Genomic DNA, 18042 nt, shown 5'->3' on the forward strand with positions numbered 1-18042 from the left:
CCACTCCACCGAGCACCTTCGCCAGATAATGTCCGGTCAGCGACTCCGCCGTGACGGCCACTTCCTCGGGCGTCCCCGCCGCGACGATCCGCCCGCCCCCTCCCCCTCCCTCCGGCCCCAGGTCCAGGATCCAGTCCGCCGTCTTCACGACTTCGAGGTTGTGCTCGATCACGACGACGGTATTCCCCAGGTCCACGAGCTTGTGCAGGACTTCGAGGAGGACTTTCACGTCCTGGAAGTGCAGCCCGGTCGTCGGCTCGTCGAGGATGTAGACCGTTTTCCCGGTGGCCCGCTTGGAGAGCTCGGCCGAAAGCTTGACCCGCTGGGCCTCTCCTCCGGAAAGCGTCGTCGCCGACTGCCCCAGGTGTACGTACCCGAGCCCGACGTCCGACAGCGTCTGAAGCTTCTCCCGGATCTTCGGAACCGGCCCGAAGAGCTCGAGCGCTTCGTCCACGGTCATCGCAAGGACATCGGCGATGCTCCGGCCACGATAAAGCACGTCGAGCGTCTCGCGGTTGTACCGCTTCCCGCGGCAAACGTCGCACGGAACGTAGACGTCGGGGAGAAAGTGCATCTCGATCTTCACGACTCCGTCCCCCGCGCACGCCTCGCAGCGCCCCCCTTTCACATTAAAGGAGAACCGCCCCTGGTCGTATCCGCGCATCTGGGACTCCGGCAACTCGGCGAAAAGCTGGCGGATGGGTGTGAAGACTCCGGTATAGGTCGCCGGATTCGAGCGCGGGGTTCGGCCAATCGGGGACTGATCCACCTCGATGACTTTGTCCACCTGGTCGAGCCCCTCGATCGTCGCGTGCGCCAGCGGGAGGAGTCGCGCACCGTGCAGGTGCCGTGCGAGAGCCGGATACAGCGTCTCGTTGACGAGGGTGGACTTTCCCGACCCCGACACACCAGTCACACAGATAAAACATCCCAGCGGAAGCTCGGCATCCACCGACCGGAGATTGTGTCCCGCCGCCCCTTTGAGTCGAAGGCTCCGCCCGGGGTCCGGCGGTCGCCGCGATTCCGGGAACGGGATCTTCCGGTCCCCTCGCAGATAGGCGCCGGTGAGGGACTCCTCGACGGCCAGGACCTCGGCGACCGTGCCGGCTGCGACGACGTGCCCCCCGTGCCGTCCCGCGCCCGGACCCAGGTCCACGACGTAGTCGGCGCTCCGGATGGTCTCCTCGTCGTGCTCCACGACAAGGACGGTATTGCCGAGATCGCGTAGCGCTTCGAGGGTGGCAAGGAGCCGCGCGTTGTCGCGTTGGTGCAGGCCGATGGAAGGTTCGTCGAGGACGTAGAGAACGCCTACCAGGCGGCTTCCGATTTGCGTGGCGAGCCGGATCCGCTGGCCCTCTCCGCCCGAAAGAGTCTCCGCGGATCTCCCCAGGGTGAGGTACCGGAGCCCCACGTCCTCGAGGAAGCGAAGCCGCTCTCGGACCTCCTTGAGGATCGGGCCCGCGATGGGAGCCGGAAGACCGGATCCGCCGACGGGGAGCCCGGAGAAAAAACTCCCCGCCTCGCCAATGGACATGAAGCCGATCTCCCCGAGCGACTTCCCTCCAACCGTCACCGCGAGGGACTCGGGGCGGAGGCGCGATCCGCCGCAGGCCGCGCATAGCTGGGCGGTCATGTACTCGGCAAGCTGGAGGCGCACCGCATCCGACGAGGTCTCGCGGTAGCGCCGCGTGACGTTTCCCACCACGCCCTCCCAGACTTCGGTGTAACTCCGGCTCTTGCCGCCGCGCCTGTAAGGGAAGCGGATCTTCATCGTCCCGGAGCCGAACAGGACCGCGTGACGCGCCTCCTCGGTGAGCTTCTCCCAGGGAGCCTTGGGATCGAACTCGTAGGCTACGGCGAGTCCGGGGACGACTGACTGGCGCAGCTGTCCCCCCGGCTCGCCCCAGGGGAGGATGACGCCTTCCAGAATGGAGAGGGAGGAGTCCCCGATCATCAGCTCCGCGCTCACCTCCCTCCTGGTCCCAAGCCCGTCGCACTCCGGGCAGGCTCCGTAGGGGGAGTTGAAGGAAAATTGGCGGGGCTCGATCTCGGGGAGGCTCGTCCCGCAGTGCATGCAGGCATAACGTTCGCTGAAGAGGTGGGGGCGAAGCTCCTTCCCCCCCGGTAGATGCTCGAGCACCTCGACCATGCCGCCCGCGGTGCGGAGCGCCATCTCGACCGAGTCGGCAAGTCTCGCGCGATCCTTCGCGTTCACGAGGAGGCGGTCCACGACCACCGCGACGTCGTGGTTTTCGTACCGGTTGAGCTTGGGCGGACGCGAGAGCTCGTGGGTCTCGCCGTCCACCCGGACCCGGACGAAGCCCTCCTTGCGCGCCTTTTCGAAGACGTCGCGGAATTCCCCCTTCCGCCCGCGAACGAGGGGCGCCAGGACCTGGATTCTCGCCCCTTCTCCCAGCTCCATGACCCGGTCCACGATCTGCGAGGAGGACTGCCGGAGGATGGGGCGCCCGCAGGTCGGGCAGTGGGGCGTCCCGACGCGGGCCCAGAGGAGGCGGAGGTAGTCGTAGATCTCGGTGACGGTGCCGACCGTGGAGCGCGGGTTACGAGAGATCGTCTTTTGTTCGATCGAAATCGAGGGGGAGAGACCCTCGATCGCGTCCACGTCCGGTTTTTCCATCAGCCCGACGAATTGGCGGGCATAGGCGGAGAGCGACTCCACGTAACGCCGCTGCCCCTCGGCGTAGATCGTGTCGAAGGCGAGCGAGCTCTTCCCCGACCCGGAGATCCCGGTGATGACGACGAGGCGCTCGCGCGGAATCTCCAGGGAGACGTTCTGGAGGTTGTGCTCCCGGGCACCCCTGATCACAAGCGCGTCACGCGCCATGGCCGGTGCCCGGTCGGGGGAAGAGGTGCGGGGGAAAGGGCGCCGGAGCGCGGGTCAGAGCGCCGAGCCCTTGAGCTCCCGGAGGCGGGCGACTCGTTGCTCCGTCGGAGGGTGCGTGCGGAAGAGGGTCAGGAAGGCCTGACCACGCACCCCCGCGAGCGGATTCACGATTGCGAGGTGGGCCGCTGCGGGGTTCACCTGCATGGGAATCCGGCGGGAGGCCTCCTCCAGGCGCACCAAAGCGCTCGCCAGGCCGTCCGGATTTCCCGCGATGGCAGCGCCTGTCCGGTCCGCCTGGAACTCGTTCGCGCGGCTGATCCCCATCTGCACGACCATCGCCGCGATGGGCGCGACGATCGTCATGACGAGGAGGGCGATCGGATTCCGGTCGCCGCCCCTCCCTCCACCGAAGATCGCTCCCCAGCGAGCAACGGAGGCAAGGAGCGCGATCGCCCCGGCCATCGTGGCCGCCACGGTCGAGACAAGCATGTGGTAGTGCTTGATGTGAGCCAATTCATGGGCGATCACGCCTTCCAGCTCACGCCGGTCGACCAGGCCGAGCAGCCCTCGCGTGACGCAGACGACCGCCTTTTGGGGACTCCTTCCAGTGGCGAAGGCGTTCGGCTGATCGGAGGGCGCGATCGCGAGAGTGGGCATGGGCAGATCGGCCCGGCGGCGGAGGGCATCCACCATCTGGTAGAGCTCCGGAGCATCGTTTGGCTCGATGATGGTCGCCCGATACATCCGGAGGACGGCCCGGTCGCTGAACCAATACATCCCGAAGTTCATCACGGCGGCGAGGACGAAGAAGAGAATCGCGCCCTGCTGGCCGCCGAAATAGCCACCCAGAACTACGAGAAGGGCCGTGAGCCCCGCCATCAGCATAAAAACTTTGAGCCGCTGCATCGTCGTCGTTCACTCCCTGAAAGACCGGTGCGTGCCCTCCCGGACGGATCTCGTCCACCCGTTCGCCGCGGGCCGCCTGCCGAACCCTTGGTAATACCCCCGAGGGCGCGGACGGTTGCCCCCGGTCAGTAACCCCACTCGCGGAAGATCGAGAGCCCCAGAACCTTCGAAAGGCGGAGCCCCAACTCCCCGAATCCGGAGCTACCCTCTCGGGCGAAGCGGTCCTCGACGAACCCTTCCATGGACCAGGTGTCGGTGAACTTCCACTCCATGCGGGCGCCGGGAATCTGCGCCTGACTCCCCGCCTGGAGTCCCCCGAGGGGCCGGAGAAGCACGGCCAGGAAGAGGTTCGGCCCGAGGTACTGGCCGAGCTCGATCTGGGTGTGGGCAAAGGTCCCCGTCAGTCCGGCGGCGGAGCCGATTCCGACCGGGTCGTCCGCCTGGGTCACGTTCACGTAGTCCAGACCGAACCCGCGCCCCACCAGGGATCCGATTCCCGACGCGATGGAGGAGGCGAAGATCTGGCTCGCCTGTGATGCCACCGCGGCGCGCAGGTTCAGCGACTCGCCGGTTGAGAGCGCATACGAGGGACGGCCGAAGAGGAGATAGCTGATCAGGTCCGACTCCGCGATCGGCGGCTGGGAGTCCGACGAGAGCGAGACACGCGGATCCACGAGCGTTCCGCGGACCTGCGCGAGGACGTTTAAGGGCTCTCCTCCCTCTCTTCGCAGTCGGGCGACCGCGTTGATGCTGAGCGTCGGGTTGATCCCCGGCGTACCGACGAACCCGATGGACCCCCCTTGGACCTGGAATTGCCGGCCGTACGCATCGTAAGTGCCCCGCACCGGCTCGAGCGTCCCCACGAGGAGGAGTTCCCGAGTTCTTCGGTCGAAGACTGCGCTCAAGTCCCCCGCGATTTCGACGTTTATTTCCTGGCTCCGGAGCCAGAAATCCCGCTCGAGATCGACGTCCACTTCTACCCTAAGATTCTGGAGGAAGGCATTTTGTCCTCCCTCCTCGGTCGGCCGAACCGCGATCATCGTCGTGTCCACCACGTCGAAGAAGTTCGGGTCGGACAGATCGATCACCTGCGCGGAACGTGCGAACTCTTCGAGAGAAATCTCCCCCTCCTCGATGGCCAGGATGCCGTCCACCCGTGCTCCGCGGTACGATCCCGTCAGAAGGAGATCCGCACCGACCCGCGCCGCGAGATCGCGGCGATTCGCGGCCTGGAATCCGGAAGCTCTGACCGAGATGGCATCGAAGCCCGGATCGGTGAGGTCCGAAAGGGAGAGCCCGCCCGAAATGGTGGCGATCCCATCGGAGCGCACGGTGGCCTCGATCCCGACGGAGCCGTCCTCGCGGAGGTGGAAGTCCGCGTCGATTTCCGACGGGCGAATGCCGAGCTCCGCGAGAAACACCGACCCCCCCCGCAAGCGAATCTCTCCGCTCGGGCTAAAGTCACGCGTGGTGCCGCCGAGTTCGATCTGCCCTTCGATCGTGCCCTGCACCTCCTCGAGGACGCTGAGAAACGCGAGCGCCGTGGCGGCGGGAAAGTCCGTGAGGGTGAGCGTCGCGTCGATCTCCTCGTCGGGGATCCGGGTTTCGAGCTCCTGGAAGGCGAGATCCACGGGGAAGGTGCCGTTCGCCGTGAGAAGCTCCCGACCATCCAGCTCGCCCACGACTTCGGCCCGGAGGCCCCTGTCTTCGTAGTGGAGGGTGCCTTCCACCAGAGTCAGGGTGGTCCCGTTCAGGGAAAAGTCGCGGATCTGGAAGTCCCCCTGGATCGTGGGCGAGCTCGCGGGGCCCACGATCAAAATCTCCATGCCGGTCAGACCACTGGGGAATGTCTCCATCTGGGCAATAGTCCCGACCCGCGCGAGCTCCACCCCCTCGAACCGGGCACGCAGGTCCGAGACGCCTTCCAGATCCAGGAGCCCATCCACGGCAATGGTGACCGGTTCCCCGGTCCCTTCGGCGGGCCGGCCGATCTGGAAGCTGTCGATCTGAAAGGCCAAGCCCTCCACACGCACCATGGCCGGGTGCGCGAGGGTCCACGAAAGGTCTTCGATCTCCAGGACGAGGCGGTCCGCGACGACCTCGAAGCCGAGGGAATCGGTCGCAAACGTTCCGGCCGACTCGTATTGCTCTCCGCTCACCCCCTCCACTTCGAGGATGTACGACCCCTCTCCTTGGCCGTATTGGACCTCCGCCAACCCAGTCTGAAATGCGAAGCTCCCGACCGCGAGCGAATCGAAGCCGGCGCTTGCCTCGAACTCGATTCCTTCCTCCCCCATCCAGTGACCGGTCAGCGTGGCCTCCGCACGCGCGATCGTGCTCACCCCGTATGCGGCTTCTTCGATATGAAGCGAAGCCTCGGCCGTCACGTCCCCGAGCCGGCCGCGGGCGCGCCCCTCCCCGGACATGCGGCCGTTGAGGACGTTCTCTCCGCTCACCCCCAGCGTGTCCAGGTCCACTCCTTCGATCAGGAGCACCTGGCGCTCGAGAGCGGTCAGCGTGTCTACTGCGATGGGGTCTTCCCCGAAGATGAGGGGGTGAAGGGCCTCGAGGGATTCGACTTCGAAGGTCATCACGATCTCTCCCTCGGGCTCGTCTTCCCTGAGAGGGAAGTCCCCGGTTCCGGAGAGGACCAGAATGGGCGAGGAGAGGTGGAGAGAGTCCACATGGAGCCGGCCGCCCTCTGCCCGGAGCCGCGCGTCGAGCCAGTCCAGCGCGACCCCGGCGACACGCGACTCCTCGAGCATCACCTCGGCCTGTCCCGAGACCGTCTCCAACGTGCCCCCGGAGCCTTCGATCGAGAAGCTCCCGGTGACCTCGGTCCGGTCCGGGACCCCCGAAACGAGCACGGGCACGCGGAAACCCGAGACGGAGCCCTCGGCACTGTAACGAAGGAGGGGGTCTCGCGCATCGAAGCGCGCCGTCCCGGAGATCGCGCCCGCCACGGTCGTCAGCCTCCCGCCGAGACTCAGGTCGCCGAGCGGCCCATCCGCGCGGAGCTCGCCCCGGACATCTCCGGAAACGGGAAGGTCCCGCTGGAGCCCCGCCGCCATACCCTCCATGGAAAGCGGGGCCAGGATCACATCCAGGCCAACTTCGATCTCGCCGTTCGTGCGAGCCACGGTGCCTGCGAGCGAAACTTGGGACCGCGTCGCCCCGGAGACCGAGTGCTCGAGCTCCGCCTCGATCGCGATCCCTTCGTCCAGGCGGCCGGTGGCGACCAGTTGGAGAGTCCCGTCTCCCGTGAAGTCGAGTTCGGGTGCGAAGGCGGAAAGCGACTCGTAGCGGAAGGTGTCCGAGACCACCGAAAACCCTGTGACGCCAAGGCGATCGCCTGCGTGAAGCGTGCCTGTGAAGGTCGCCGAGAGGGGCGGGACGTCGAGAGCTGGGTCCACGTATTCGACACGTCCGTTCAGGACGAGGGCGCCGAAGGGGCCCCGCACCGACACGTTGCCGGTCGCGAGCCCGGTGATCGCGAGAGGCTCTTCGAGCCAAACATCCACCGCGGCGAGCTCGAAAGGATCGAACTCGAGTTGGGTGTCCGCCACGCGAATCGGGTCCCCGAGGTCGAGGCCGAAGGCGCCTTCTATCCGGCTCCGTCCGGAGCGGATCACAGCGTCCGTGACGCGAAGCGAGCCACTGCCGAAGGTGCCGGTGAAGGTGAGGTCCCCGCTCCCTTCCCCGTCGGGAAGTCGAGGCTCGAGCCAATGGAAGTCCGAAAGGGTCAGCTCAGTCGCCCCGAGCTCGGCATCGAAGGAGACACCGCCGTCGGCGGAGGACCCCGACCAGTCCACGGCGACGGTGCCCTGGACCGCCGATCCGGGGAATCGGAGGACCGCCACGTCGAGCGAAAGTCCGTCGCCTGCCCGCGCGACGGTCCCCTCGAACTCCTCGATTCGAATCGGATTCTGGAAGACGTAACCCGTGAACGAGAGCTCTTCGATCTCGAACACCTCTCCACTCCGATCCGGATCGAGGATGTTTCCCTCGACGAGGCGGGCGAAGATGTCGTCGAACCGGATCACCTGAAGAGGGCCGCCCCCTTGCGGGGAGGCCTCGACGATCCCGTCGGGGATCCCTTCGCCATCCTGAATGGGGCGGCGCAAGACGAAGCCCGCGTCGTGGATCTCCACGTCGCGGAGCGCGATCGAGAAGCCCCGGAGGCCGCCGTCCTCGGAAGGCTCCGAGAGCGCCTCGTCCCCGACAGTGGCGGAGTCGGAACGCAAGAAGATCCTTTCGACATTCGAGCGCGCCCCGTGAGAAAGCGTCTCGATCGTGATGTCGGCACCCCAGAGCCCAACCGGAACGAGGACGATGCGGCGGGCGAGGAGTTCCCGGTACGAATACCGCACCCGGACCGAGTCGGCCTCCAAGAAGGGGCGGCCCTCAGCGTCGCGAATGGCCAGGCCTCGCAGGGTGAACCCCTGGAGAAGCCCGCTGGAATGGATTCCGGCGACGGCGACCTGGCCATTGACCAGGCCGGAGAGTTGGCGCAATCCCAGTCGAAGGGCGAAGTCGTGCCCCGGCTGGCTTCGGATCAGGAGATAAGCGAGCGCGAGGACGACGACGGTCAGGAGGACGAGCCCCACGCCGATCCATCTCGCCACGCGGACGGCCATGGCCATGCTCAGAACGCCTGGCCGATGGAGATGTGAATCTGGAACCGATCGAGATCCCAGAAGCTGTCGCTTACGTCCCTCAACGTCACTTGAGGTCCCAGGAGGGCCAGGTCTTCGAGCCGAACCCACTCGAGAGTGTGGTCTCCGGAACGGAGGCGGTCCGCTGGTGCGTCCGTTTCCGTGTCGAAGGGGCGGATCTGGGAGGTCACGACCTGCAGCGCCGCGGACTCAGGCTTGTGGTATGCGATGTCCACGCGGATCGGGCCGATGGGGGTCGCGTAGCGGAGTCCAACGCCGGGCGTGAACTCCATGTCCGAGAAGCTGAAATTCGCCGTCCCATCGTGGACCCGCCCGAAATCTACGAAGGCCGCTCCTCCCAAGGTGGCGCCGAGGATCGGGAACCGAAGCTCGACGCTCCCTTCGACGAGCCGGCTCCCCCCCGTTGGACGCGCGAAAAATCGGCCTGTAGGGAGGTTCGACGCGTCGCAGGTGAGGGCGACGATCTCCGCGGGCGCACATACCGGCTCCGCGTCGTCCGCGACCGGGAAAACGAGGTTCTCGACCTGTGTCGAGATGACCTCGGGCCCGAGCCGGTTTTCCGAGAATCCGCGCACCGAAGTCGAACCGCCCGCGTAGAACCGCTTCTGCGGATGCGCGACTCGACGCTCCGACCCCGGAGAGTCGCCTTCGAGCCCCCGGAACGCATCTGCCCCGAGCCAACCGCCCCGCAAACGGCCGGCGAGGACGAGAGTCTCTCCGAGGCCAATCCTTTCCCCCAACTCGAAGAAGACGGTGGCTTCCGCGAGAACGCGGTCGTACCGAAAGTCCGAGCCCGTCAAATCGGAGGCGTGTTCGAAATCCGCAAGGAGTGTATAGCCGCCGGTCGGAGAAACAACCCGGTTTGTCCGGTCTCGCGTGAGCGAGAGGCCTACGGGTGAGAGGAGGTTCGCCGACTGAAGGAGGTCTATGTCGCCCGGGTTGCAGATCAGGAAGGAAGTGCAGAAGAAGATTTCCGCCGCATCGAGGCGCGCCAGCTGCGGACGATACGAGAGAGTCAGGAAGGAGGCACGGCCGATGCTCCGGGCGATGCTCAGGTTGAGCCCGACGGCGCGGCGCACGAAGACGTTCTGAAGGCTCTGGCGCTCCGCGTAGAGGGAGGCCGCGAAGGAGTTTCTCGGCGAAAAGATGAAAGGCTGAGTGAAGTCCGCCGAAACCACCCAGTTGAGCTCGCCGAAGACCCCGGTGCCCGCTCCCGAACAAATCGAACTGTCCAGACCCCGGGTGAAGAGGTTCGAGGCACGCCCCCGAACGACGAGGCGCCGCAGCCCCCCGAAGAAGTTGAGACTCGACCAGCGCGACTCCGCGTGGAAACACTCGGCCGTGTCCCATCCCCCGCCGGCGCGCACCCGGTGCCCGTCGCCCTCGTTCACCGTGACGCGGACGGGGACGACGGCTTCCGAAGGAGACTCGGCGACCTCGTCGATCGCCGCGTGGGTGAAGATTTCTTGGCTGTAGAGATTCCGCTGGGCCTCGAAGCGCAACGACTCGCTGTAGACGGTTCCTTCCTGGAAGGGGAGTGTTCGCCGGATAACGGCGTCCGCGACATCGGCATTCCCCTCGATGGAGATTTCTCCGAAACGCGCGAGGGGGCCCGCGTAGATGTCGAACTCCACCTCCGCTTCCCGGGTCCCCGCCGGAATGAAGAGGTTCCGGAAGACCTCCACTCGGGCATAGCCGGTGTTCTTGAGGCGGTTGAGGAGAGTATCGCGGGTCGCCTCGAGGAGCTCGAAGTCGAATCGGTCTCCGACCGAGATGGGAAGGTTCGCGGTCACCGAGCTGCTCGGAACCTCCTCGAGCCCGAGAAGGGTGAGCGAGACGATGTGGTGGGGCTCTCCCTCCACGATCCGGAAAACGATCTCCGCCTTGTTGTCCGGATGGCGCGTGACCGTCGTGTCCACCTGGACCTCGCGGAACCCCGCCCCCCAATAGAGGCGATAGACACGGACGAAGTCGTCGGCGAAGGTCCCCGGGCTCAGGTAGGAGCGATCGAGCGCGAAGTTCAGGCCCATCCAACAGAGGGGGAGAATCGCGTTGCTGCGGCAGGCCGTTTCCCTGGTGACGATTCGGCTCGCGATCTGGCGGTCCCCGAAGGCCTCGTTCCCTTCGAACGCGAGGGAGACGACTTCGGGGCGCAAGGGAGTCTGGGCGGAAAGCGACCCGGAAGACGCCGCGGTTGCCACGGAAGTCGCCGGGGCGATCAGAAGGGCGAAAAGCGCGGCCCCTACACCAGGCCACCCGAACCGCCGCGCTGAAGGCACCCTCATGGGCCCACCTCGGCGCGGACCGGCCGGTTCGCACCGGAGCCGGAGGCGGCGCCTCGCTCGGGAGCCGCGGACGTCTCGAACCAGCGGCGAGGGGAGCGCGGAAAGGTGTGGACGCTTTGGGGCGCGAAGCCGGACACCTCCTCGAAGTACATGTAGTGCGTGACCTCGAGGCGCCGAGCGCCGACGGACAGGAGATTGAAGGTGTTTTTGGCCCGTTCCCGCGCCCTTCCCCGCCGAGAAGTCGTCGTTCCACTTTGCACGATGACGATCCCACGGTCCCGGTCCACCCCCGGATACACGTCGAGGGAGTTTCCGATATAGGCCCGGTGGAGATGCCCACCCAGGACGAGCTCCACCCCCATCGCTTCAAGGGCATCGAGAATCTCCCGTCCGCCGGGAAGGGGGCGGTCCCCTTCGTAATCAGGCGCCGGCGCGAGATGGTGATGGGTCACCAGAACCTTCAGATCATCCGGCGTGGCTCTTTCGAAGGCCTTGCGGGCAAATTCGAGCTGCGCGAGGCGGATTCTCCCGTTCACGATCGCACGGTGGGGTGCCGCCGAATTGAGGCTCACGACCGTCGCCCCCGGAATCCGGGTCACCGCATCCAACTCGTCCGCGATATGCTCGCGATAGTTGCGGTAGGGCGCCAAAAGCCGCTCGAAGACGCGATAAAGGGGGACATCGTGATTTCCCGGAGTCACCACGACGGGGACCCGGGGAAGCCGATCGAGATAGGCGCGCGCCTCCTCGTATTCCCGGACCTTCGCGCGCTGGGTGAAGTCGCCCGAAAGCACGATGAGGTCGGGCGCGAGCGCCTGGGCGGAGGCGAGGAAGGCTTCGGCTGCCACGGGGTCGTGGGGCTTCCCGAAGTGGAGGTCCGAGCCGTGTACGACGGTCACCTCGCTCATCCGGGCTTACTCCATCCCAGGGAAGGGGAGAGACGCGTCGGCACAGAGGTCCCACCCGGCGGTGTTCCCGGCCGCGAGGTGAAAGGCGGCGGCCCGCGCGACCATCGCACCGTTGTCCAGCGAGAGGCGTGGCGTGGCGTGGAAAACCCGCCCGGACTCTCCGAGCCTCGCCACCATCTGTTCGCGGAGCCTCCGGTTCGCGGAGACCCCGCCGCCGAGGAGGACGCGACGGCATCCGGTCGCCTCGACGGCTCGCAAGGTCTTCGACACGAGAGTGTCCACGACCGCCTCCTGGAATCCGGCGGCGAGGTCCGCGCGCGCTCCCCCGAACGCCGCCTCTTCCCGCGTCGCCTGTACCTGGATCGCGACCGCCGTCTTGAGCCCCGAGAAGGAGACGTCGAAGAAGGCGGGATCCTCGGGCGACTGGTCGCTTCGAAGCATGGGACGGGGGAAGTCGTAGCGTTCCCCGTCCCCCTCGAGCGCGAGGGCTTCGACCCGCGGCCCGCCAGGGTATGGGAGCTCGAGGAGCTTGGCCACCTTGTCGAAGGCCTCGCCGGCCGCGTCGTCCCTCGTCTCGCCGAGAAGTCGGTACCGGCCCCACCCCTCCGCGTGGATCAGAAGCGTGTGGCCGCCGGACACTAGGAGGGCAACGAAAGGGGGCTGGGCCTCGGGGTCTTCCAGCGAGGGCGCGAAGAGGTGCGCCTCCATGTGGTGGACGGCGACAAGCGGCTTCCCGAGGGCGAATGCGGCGGCCTTCGCCCAGCAAACCCCAACGAGAAGCGCCCCGATGAGGCCGGGACCGGCGGTGACCCCGATGGCGTCCACGTCGGAAAGGGCGATTCCCCCCTCACGCAGAGCTCCTTCGACGACGTCGTCGAGGACCGCGAGATGCGCGCGCGCGGCGAGCTCGGGGACGACGCCGCCATAAAGCGCGTGGACATCCTGGGAGAGGATCAGGTGAGCGAGGAGGTCGGAATCGCCGCAAAGGAGAGCCGCGGATGTCTCGTCACACGAAGTCTCGATCCCGAGGACCACCGGGTCGGTCACGGGGCGTCTTGACTCCTGTTCCGGACCACGGCGGTCGTCACTCGGAGCTCACCCTCGAGGAGCGAGGGAAGCCCGGTGAGGACGAGGGGAAACTCTCCTTCCTGTCCGGCTCCGGGAAGAGATCCCGCCTCGACCTGAACGACAAAACGAAGGGTGGTCGGATCGGCCCGCTCGACGACCGACCGCGCCCCGCGCAGGACCACGGCACCAGTTGCGGGACGGAGCGTAAGCGCCGGGTTGCCGGCGAGAGATTCCGGAAGAACGATCGGAATGCCGCTCACCATCCGCTCGGTGCGGTCTTCGACCCGGAACTCCGCTTGAAGCTTCATCGGCTGGACCTGGAGCCCCTCGAGCCCCGCCGGATTCACCTCCACGGGGAAACTTCCGGAAGCCGTGACGGACCCGAGATTCATGGGGAGGAGAGAGATCGAATCCACCAGCGCTAGACGGCTCCGCGGACCCGAGACCCGGACCGATCCGGGCTCGAGCCGCGGGAGCGCCGCGAGGGCGAGGTGATCCGGGAGCTCTCCTTCCCAGCGTGGGACCGCGGGACGTTCGGCCCTCTCCACAGGTTCGAGCGAGATCCGCACCGAAGAGGGTTGGATGTCCTCGGCGATGACATCCGGCCGGTCCTGGATGCGCACCCACGAGGTCCGGAGGACGACGACGGTGTCTCCGGACGTGACATCCTCTAGCGGAATCACGATGGCGGGACGCTCCAGGGCCATGCTGATCAGCTCTCGGGAGGGACCTCCGAAACGCACGGTGACGGTCGTGGGCGTGGGATCGCCCATGAGCGCCCACTGCGGATCCAGGAGGTCCACGCGGACGGGGACGCCCGGAAGCTCCTGGCGGTTCGGGGCTTCAGCCCGGACCGCGACCCAGAGGAGGAGCGCGATCCCGAAAGCCGAGACCTTGAGCGACCAGTTTCTTGAGAAGAAGCCCGAGAACGAAGGCATCCGTCTAGTCCCCTTCGTCCATGAGACGCCGGATCTCCTCGATCCAGGCGGGAGTGTCCCACTCCGTCCCCCCGGAGACCTTGCGGTGCACGATTCCGTCCCTACGAATCAGAAACGATTCGGGGAGTGCCGTCGTCTTATAGGTGTACCGGATCTCTCCCCCGGGATCGTGAAGGATCGGAAAGGTCAACCCGAAGGATCGGACGAACTCTCCGACGTTCCCTCCGATCTTTCCATCGGGGTCTGCCTGCCCCAGCGTGGCGTCCACGCTCACCGCCACGATTTCGAAGGGCTCCCCCTGGAGCGCCTCGTAGAGGCGCTGCATCGAGGGAAGTTCTTCGATGCACGGGGGGCACCAAGTCGCCCAGATGTTCAGGAGGACGACCTTGTCGCCGAAGTCCTCGAGCGAGCGGGGCTGCCCGTCGAGGGTGTTCGCGGTGAAGGCCGGTGCTTCAGACCCGCCGACGATCGGGCGAAACGCGGGATTGTCGCGCAGAAGCCACGCCGCGATCACGACCGCGAGCCCACCGGCGGCGGCGATGAGGTAGGCAAGATTGGATGACTTCTTCCGCATGACGCCTCGTCATCTGCGAGTCGGGCGCGACCCGCCCCCGTACGTGGGCGCGTTTCTCGATGGAGCCGCCGTGCCGCCCGTCCTCACGGTCCTTAGAAAAAGCCCCGGCCAATCACGAGCCGCACCTCGGTTCCCACAGGAATCAGGGAATCCGCCGGGGGAAAGTGTTCGAGCACTTCGCCCTGGTTGAATCCGAACCGAAACCGCGTTTCGACCTCGCCTAGGACCAAACCGAGCGAATCGAGCACGACGCGGGCCCGCTCATCCTGCACTCCGGCCAGGTTCGGCATCGCGATAAGCGGCGGGCCCAGGCTCACCGTAAGCCGCACTTCGGAAGGGAGCGCCAACTCCGTTCCAGCGGCAGGAACGGTCGCGACGATTCGTCCCCCGGGAAGCTCCGCCTCGACCGAGTCCACGGCCACCATGAAGCCGGTGGTCCGGAGCACGGTCAGCGCCCGGTCCGCTCTCAGGCGGGTGACATCCGGAATGACCCTGCGCTCCGGTCCCAGGCTCACCGTCAACTCGATCGTTCCGCCAGGGAGGGCGAGCTGTCCCGGAAGTGGGCTCTGCCCGAGGATCGTGCCACCCGGGACCTCCGGGTGTTGGATCGAGTCTACGGCGCCCACCTGCAACCCCCGCTCCCGCACGATTGTTTCCGCTTCCGCGATCGGAAGATCCAGCAAGTCAGGCACTTCGCGGAAGTCGAGGACCTCCTCCGCGCCTCCGGGGAACATGACCTGGGTCGCGTAAAGATACCCCGATCCCGACCCTGCGAGGAGCACGCCCAGGGCCAGGAGCCCGAGACGCACACGACGCTCCTCGAGGAGCGCGCGAATGTCGGGAGTACCGTGGCCCTCTCCTCCGCTTCGAGAAGGCCGGCGACGTCGCAACGATCCTCCGAGCTTCATGACTCCTTCCTCAGCCGGGCCGCGAAGGCCCCGTCGGTGCGGTCCCCTCCCGGGAGAACCCGGAGGATTCCAGGGTTGCCGTCGAGCCGAAAGTCCGGGTGCCCCGACAGGAACGACCGGACGGTTCCCTCGTTTTCCTCTTCCTCGAGCGTGCATGTCGCGTAAACGAGGACGCCGCCCGTGCGCACCGCGGACGCCGCCCCCTCAAGGATTCGTGCCTGGACTCGTGCCATCTCTTCGGGTGCGTCCGCACCCAGCCGCCACCGCGCGTCCGGGTGGCGGGCGAGCGTCCCCGTCCCCGTGCAGGGGGCATCCACGAGCGCCATGTCCAACTCTCTAAATGGCGGCGCTTCGGCTCGCGCCACGGCCAGCCGCTCGGGAAGCCCGAGCCTCCGGAGCGCGTCGCGCATCCTCAGGAGGCGTGCCGGCGACGGATCGGCGCCCACGACGAGGGCGCCCAAATCCATCATCCCAATTCCTTTACCGCCCGGGGCGGCGCAGAGGTCCGCAACCCGCCATCCCCGCTGGGGAGACGCGAAGCCGACGACGCTGGACGCGGAAGGATCCTGGATGATTCCAGGCGAGGCCGCGAGGGCGGCCCGGGGATCGGTGCCGCGGGGGAGCCGAAGGGTCCGCGAGCCCTCCGGTCCGGGCTCCGGAGCGATCCCGGCGGCCTCGAGGCGATCTGCGGCCTCCCGCGGTCCGAGCCCCACGGGCCGAAAAAAGAGCTCCGGAATTCGGTTCCCCGCCTCGACGATCGGGCGCGCCCCCTCGGCCCCGAAACGGGCGACCCATCGTTCGACGAGCCACCGAGGGTGCGACCCCCAGGTCGAGAGGTTCGCCACCGGGTCCACCGCGAAATCGGGAAATCGCTCGGGTCCGGTTCCCGCCAGCGCCAGCGCGCGGAGGACGGCGTTTACCAGCCCGGCCCCTTTCGCGCCTCCCACGCTCTTGGCCAACTTCACCGATTCGGAGACCGCCGCGTATGCCGGGACGGACCCCATTTGAAAAAGCTGGTAAGCGCCGAGGCGAAGGATGCGGAGAAGGGGGGGTGGGACCGAGTCGAGGCCGCGCGTTAGGTGGAGACCCAGGATGAAGTCGAGGCGGCCGCGCAGGCGAAGCGTCCCGTACACCGCCTCCTGCACCCACCCGCGCTCGGCTGGGGAGAGCGTCGGGGCCGCGCCTTCCCAGGCCACGTCGAGCCTCCGCCCCCGCTCGACCTCTTCGAGGAGCGCGAGCGCCCGGGCTCTCAGTCGAGCATCCCGCGCGTCGGAGAGCTCGGCACCGCGACCTCGCGCTTCGGCATCCGGCCCGCGAGGTAGGCCAACCGTCCGGCCTCGATCCCGAGGCGCATGGCGCGCGCCATGGCGACGGGGTCGTCGGCCGCCGCGATCGCGGTGTTCATGAGCACGCCGTCCACCCCCTGCTCCATCGTCGCGCAGGCGTCCGACGCCGTCCCCACCCCCGCATCCACGATGACGGTCACCCGGAGGCGCGCCTTGATCTCGCGGATGTAATAAGGGTTGATCAGCCCGAGTCCGCTCCCGATCGGAGAAGCCAGGGGCATCACGGCGACGCATCCAGCATCCTCGAGCCTCAAGGCGGTGATCAGGTCGTCGTTCGTATATGCGAGGACTCTGAAACCCTCCTCGGCGAGAGTGCGCGCGGCATCGAGGGTCGCGTGGACGTCCGGGAGGAGCGTCTTTTCGTCTCCTATGACCTCCAGCTTCACCCAGTCATTCAGCCCAGCCGCCCGGCCGAGCCGAGCGTAGCGGACGGCGTCCGCGGCCGTATAACACCCGGCCGTGTTCGGAAGGATGAAAAACTCGTCGGGCGAGAGGTGGTGAAGGATGGAGGTATCCTGCGAACGATCGAGCTCGACCCGCCGCACCGCGACGGTGACCATCTCCGCCCCGCTCGCGCGGATCGCCCGCACCATGATGTCGTTGTCACGGTACTTCCCGGTCCCCACGATCAGGCGCGACGTGAAGTCCCGATCCGCGATACGGAGGGGTCCGTCCGCCCGGAGCTGCGCTGCCGTCGTCCCTCCGGTCATCCGCCCCCCACAAAATGCACGAGCTCGAGCCGGTCCCCTTCCCGAAGGAGAATATGATCGTAAGTAGCGCGGTCCAGGATCTCCAGGTTGTGCTCCACGACGATCGTCGCGGGAACGAGATCGAGGCTTTCGAGAAGCCCGCGCACCGTCTCGCCAGCGGGAACGGTCCTGTCGGTCCCGTTCACCCGGAGGCGGATCGTGGCCGGGGCCACCCTCGTTTCCATTCCTTTTGCGCTCATGAACCCTCCTCGGTTCCACCGAGCTCCCGCATGAGCTTCAAAACCGCATTCCGTACTGCGACCGACTCCCAGGCGCTTCGGACCACGGCCACGCCGTGGGCGCCGGCGCCCAGCACGGCGGGGATCGTTTTCGCGGTGATCCCGCCGATCGCGACGACCGGAATTCCTCGACCTGCCGTCACGATCCGGCCGAGCCCTTCCGGCCCGATCCCCGACCGCCCCGGGTGCGATGGGGTCGCGAAGACCGGTCCGGCCACAAGGAAGTCGGCGCCGGCACCGGAGACGGCCCCTTCGCCCGCGCTCCCCGCACCGGGGGCGTCGTGAACCGAGCACCCCAGGAGAGCGCCTGGCCCGAGAATCGCCCGTGCATCCGCGGTCCGAAGGCTGCGTTCGCCGAGGTGCGCACCATCCGCTTCGAGAACGAGCGCCAGATCTACCCGGTCGTTCACGAGAAAGGTAACTCCCTCTCTTCGTGCCCCGGGCCGTAGTGCACTTCCGATCTCCCAGAGGCGACGCCCACTCGTCCGTGGTCCCCTCAGGTGGAACGCGGCCCCCCCGCCCGTTGCCGCCATCACTTCCCGGGCCGCGGCGAGGAACCCCGGGGAGGCGAGGACCCGGTCGTCCGTCACCAGGTGGAGG

13 protein-coding genes are annotated in these 18042 nt (G+C 67.1%); all 13 read right to left on the reverse strand.

The window, feature by feature from the left end; genetic code table 11:
- The coding region (gene uvrA, locus WEG36_04225; protein MEX1256807.1) for an excinuclease ABC subunit UvrA at nucleotides 1-2845 on the reverse strand (2845 nt) is incomplete at its 3' end.
- 54 nt (nucleotides 2846-2899) lie between these two features.
- A complete protein-coding gene (locus tag WEG36_04230) occupies nucleotides 2900-3751 on the reverse strand; it encodes a zinc metalloprotease HtpX (GenBank protein ID MEX1256808.1) in 852 nt (283 codons plus the stop codon).
- Nucleotides 3752-3876: 125 nt separating this feature from the next.
- Nucleotides 3877-8388, reverse strand: coding sequence for a translocation/assembly module TamB (locus WEG36_04235; GenBank protein MEX1256809.1), 4512 nt, complete (start codon nucleotides 8386-8388; stop codon nucleotides 3877-3879).
- Nucleotides 8389-8396: 8 nt separating this feature from the next.
- Entirely contained in the window at nucleotides 8397-10712 is a 2316-nt protein-coding gene (locus WEG36_04240) for a BamA/TamA family outer membrane protein (protein MEX1256810.1), read from the reverse strand.
- Nucleotides 10709-11620, reverse strand: a complete 912-nt coding sequence (locus WEG36_04245; GenBank protein MEX1256811.1) for a metallophosphoesterase family protein — start codon at nucleotides 11618-11620, stop codon at nucleotides 10709-10711. The genes WEG36_04240 and WEG36_04245 overlap by 4 nt, the downstream gene beginning before the upstream one ends.
- 6 nt (nucleotides 11621-11626) lie before the next feature.
- A complete protein-coding gene (tsaD, locus tag WEG36_04250; GenBank protein ID MEX1256812.1) occupies nucleotides 11627-12667 on the reverse strand; it encodes a tRNA (adenosine(37)-N6)-threonylcarbamoyltransferase complex transferase subunit TsaD in 1041 nt (346 codons plus the stop codon).
- Nucleotides 12664-13626 carry a hypothetical protein gene (locus tag WEG36_04255; GenBank protein ID MEX1256813.1) on the reverse strand — a complete coding sequence of 321 codons (963 nt, stop codon included), beginning with the start codon at nucleotides 13624-13626 and terminating at the stop codon, nucleotides 12664-12666. Before WEG36_04255 ends, tsaD begins: the two co-directional genes overlap by 4 nt.
- Nucleotides 13627-13630: 4 nt before the next feature.
- Entirely contained in the window at nucleotides 13631-14200 is a 570-nt protein-coding gene (locus tag WEG36_04260; protein MEX1256814.1) for a TlpA disulfide reductase family protein, read from the reverse strand.
- Between the two features lie 92 nt (nucleotides 14201-14292).
- The gene (locus tag WEG36_04265; protein ID MEX1256815.1) at nucleotides 14293-15108 is read right to left on the reverse strand and encodes a PASTA domain-containing protein; all 816 of its coding nucleotides are present in this window, start codon (nucleotides 15106-15108) and stop codon (nucleotides 14293-14295) included.
- The gene (locus WEG36_04270) at nucleotides 15105-16361 is read right to left on the reverse strand and encodes a transcription antitermination factor NusB (GenBank protein ID MEX1256816.1); all 1257 of its coding nucleotides are present in this window, start codon (nucleotides 16359-16361) and stop codon (nucleotides 15105-15107) included. Before WEG36_04270 ends, WEG36_04265 begins: the two co-directional genes overlap by 4 nt.
- Complete coding sequence (locus WEG36_04275) at nucleotides 16358-17164, reverse strand: thiazole synthase (protein ID MEX1256817.1); 807 nt, start codon at nucleotides 17162-17164, stop codon at nucleotides 16358-16360. The genes WEG36_04270 and WEG36_04275 overlap by 4 nt, the downstream gene beginning before the upstream one ends.
- Nucleotides 17161-17403 carry a sulfur carrier protein ThiS gene (gene thiS, locus WEG36_04280; protein ID MEX1256818.1) on the reverse strand — a complete coding sequence of 81 codons (243 nt, stop codon included), beginning with the start codon at nucleotides 17401-17403 and terminating at the stop codon, nucleotides 17161-17163. Before thiS ends, WEG36_04275 begins: the two co-directional genes overlap by 4 nt.
- Nucleotides 17400-18032 carry a thiamine phosphate synthase gene (locus WEG36_04285; protein MEX1256819.1) on the reverse strand — a complete coding sequence of 211 codons (633 nt, stop codon included), beginning with the start codon at nucleotides 18030-18032 and terminating at the stop codon, nucleotides 17400-17402. Before WEG36_04285 ends, thiS begins: the two co-directional genes overlap by 4 nt.
- Nucleotides 18033-18042: the final 10 nt, after the last annotated feature.

Source organism: Gemmatimonadota bacterium, from assembly GCA_040882465.1.
Lineage (GTDB): Bacteria > Gemmatimonadota > Gemmatimonadetes > Longimicrobiales > Gaopeijiaceae > JBBEBG01.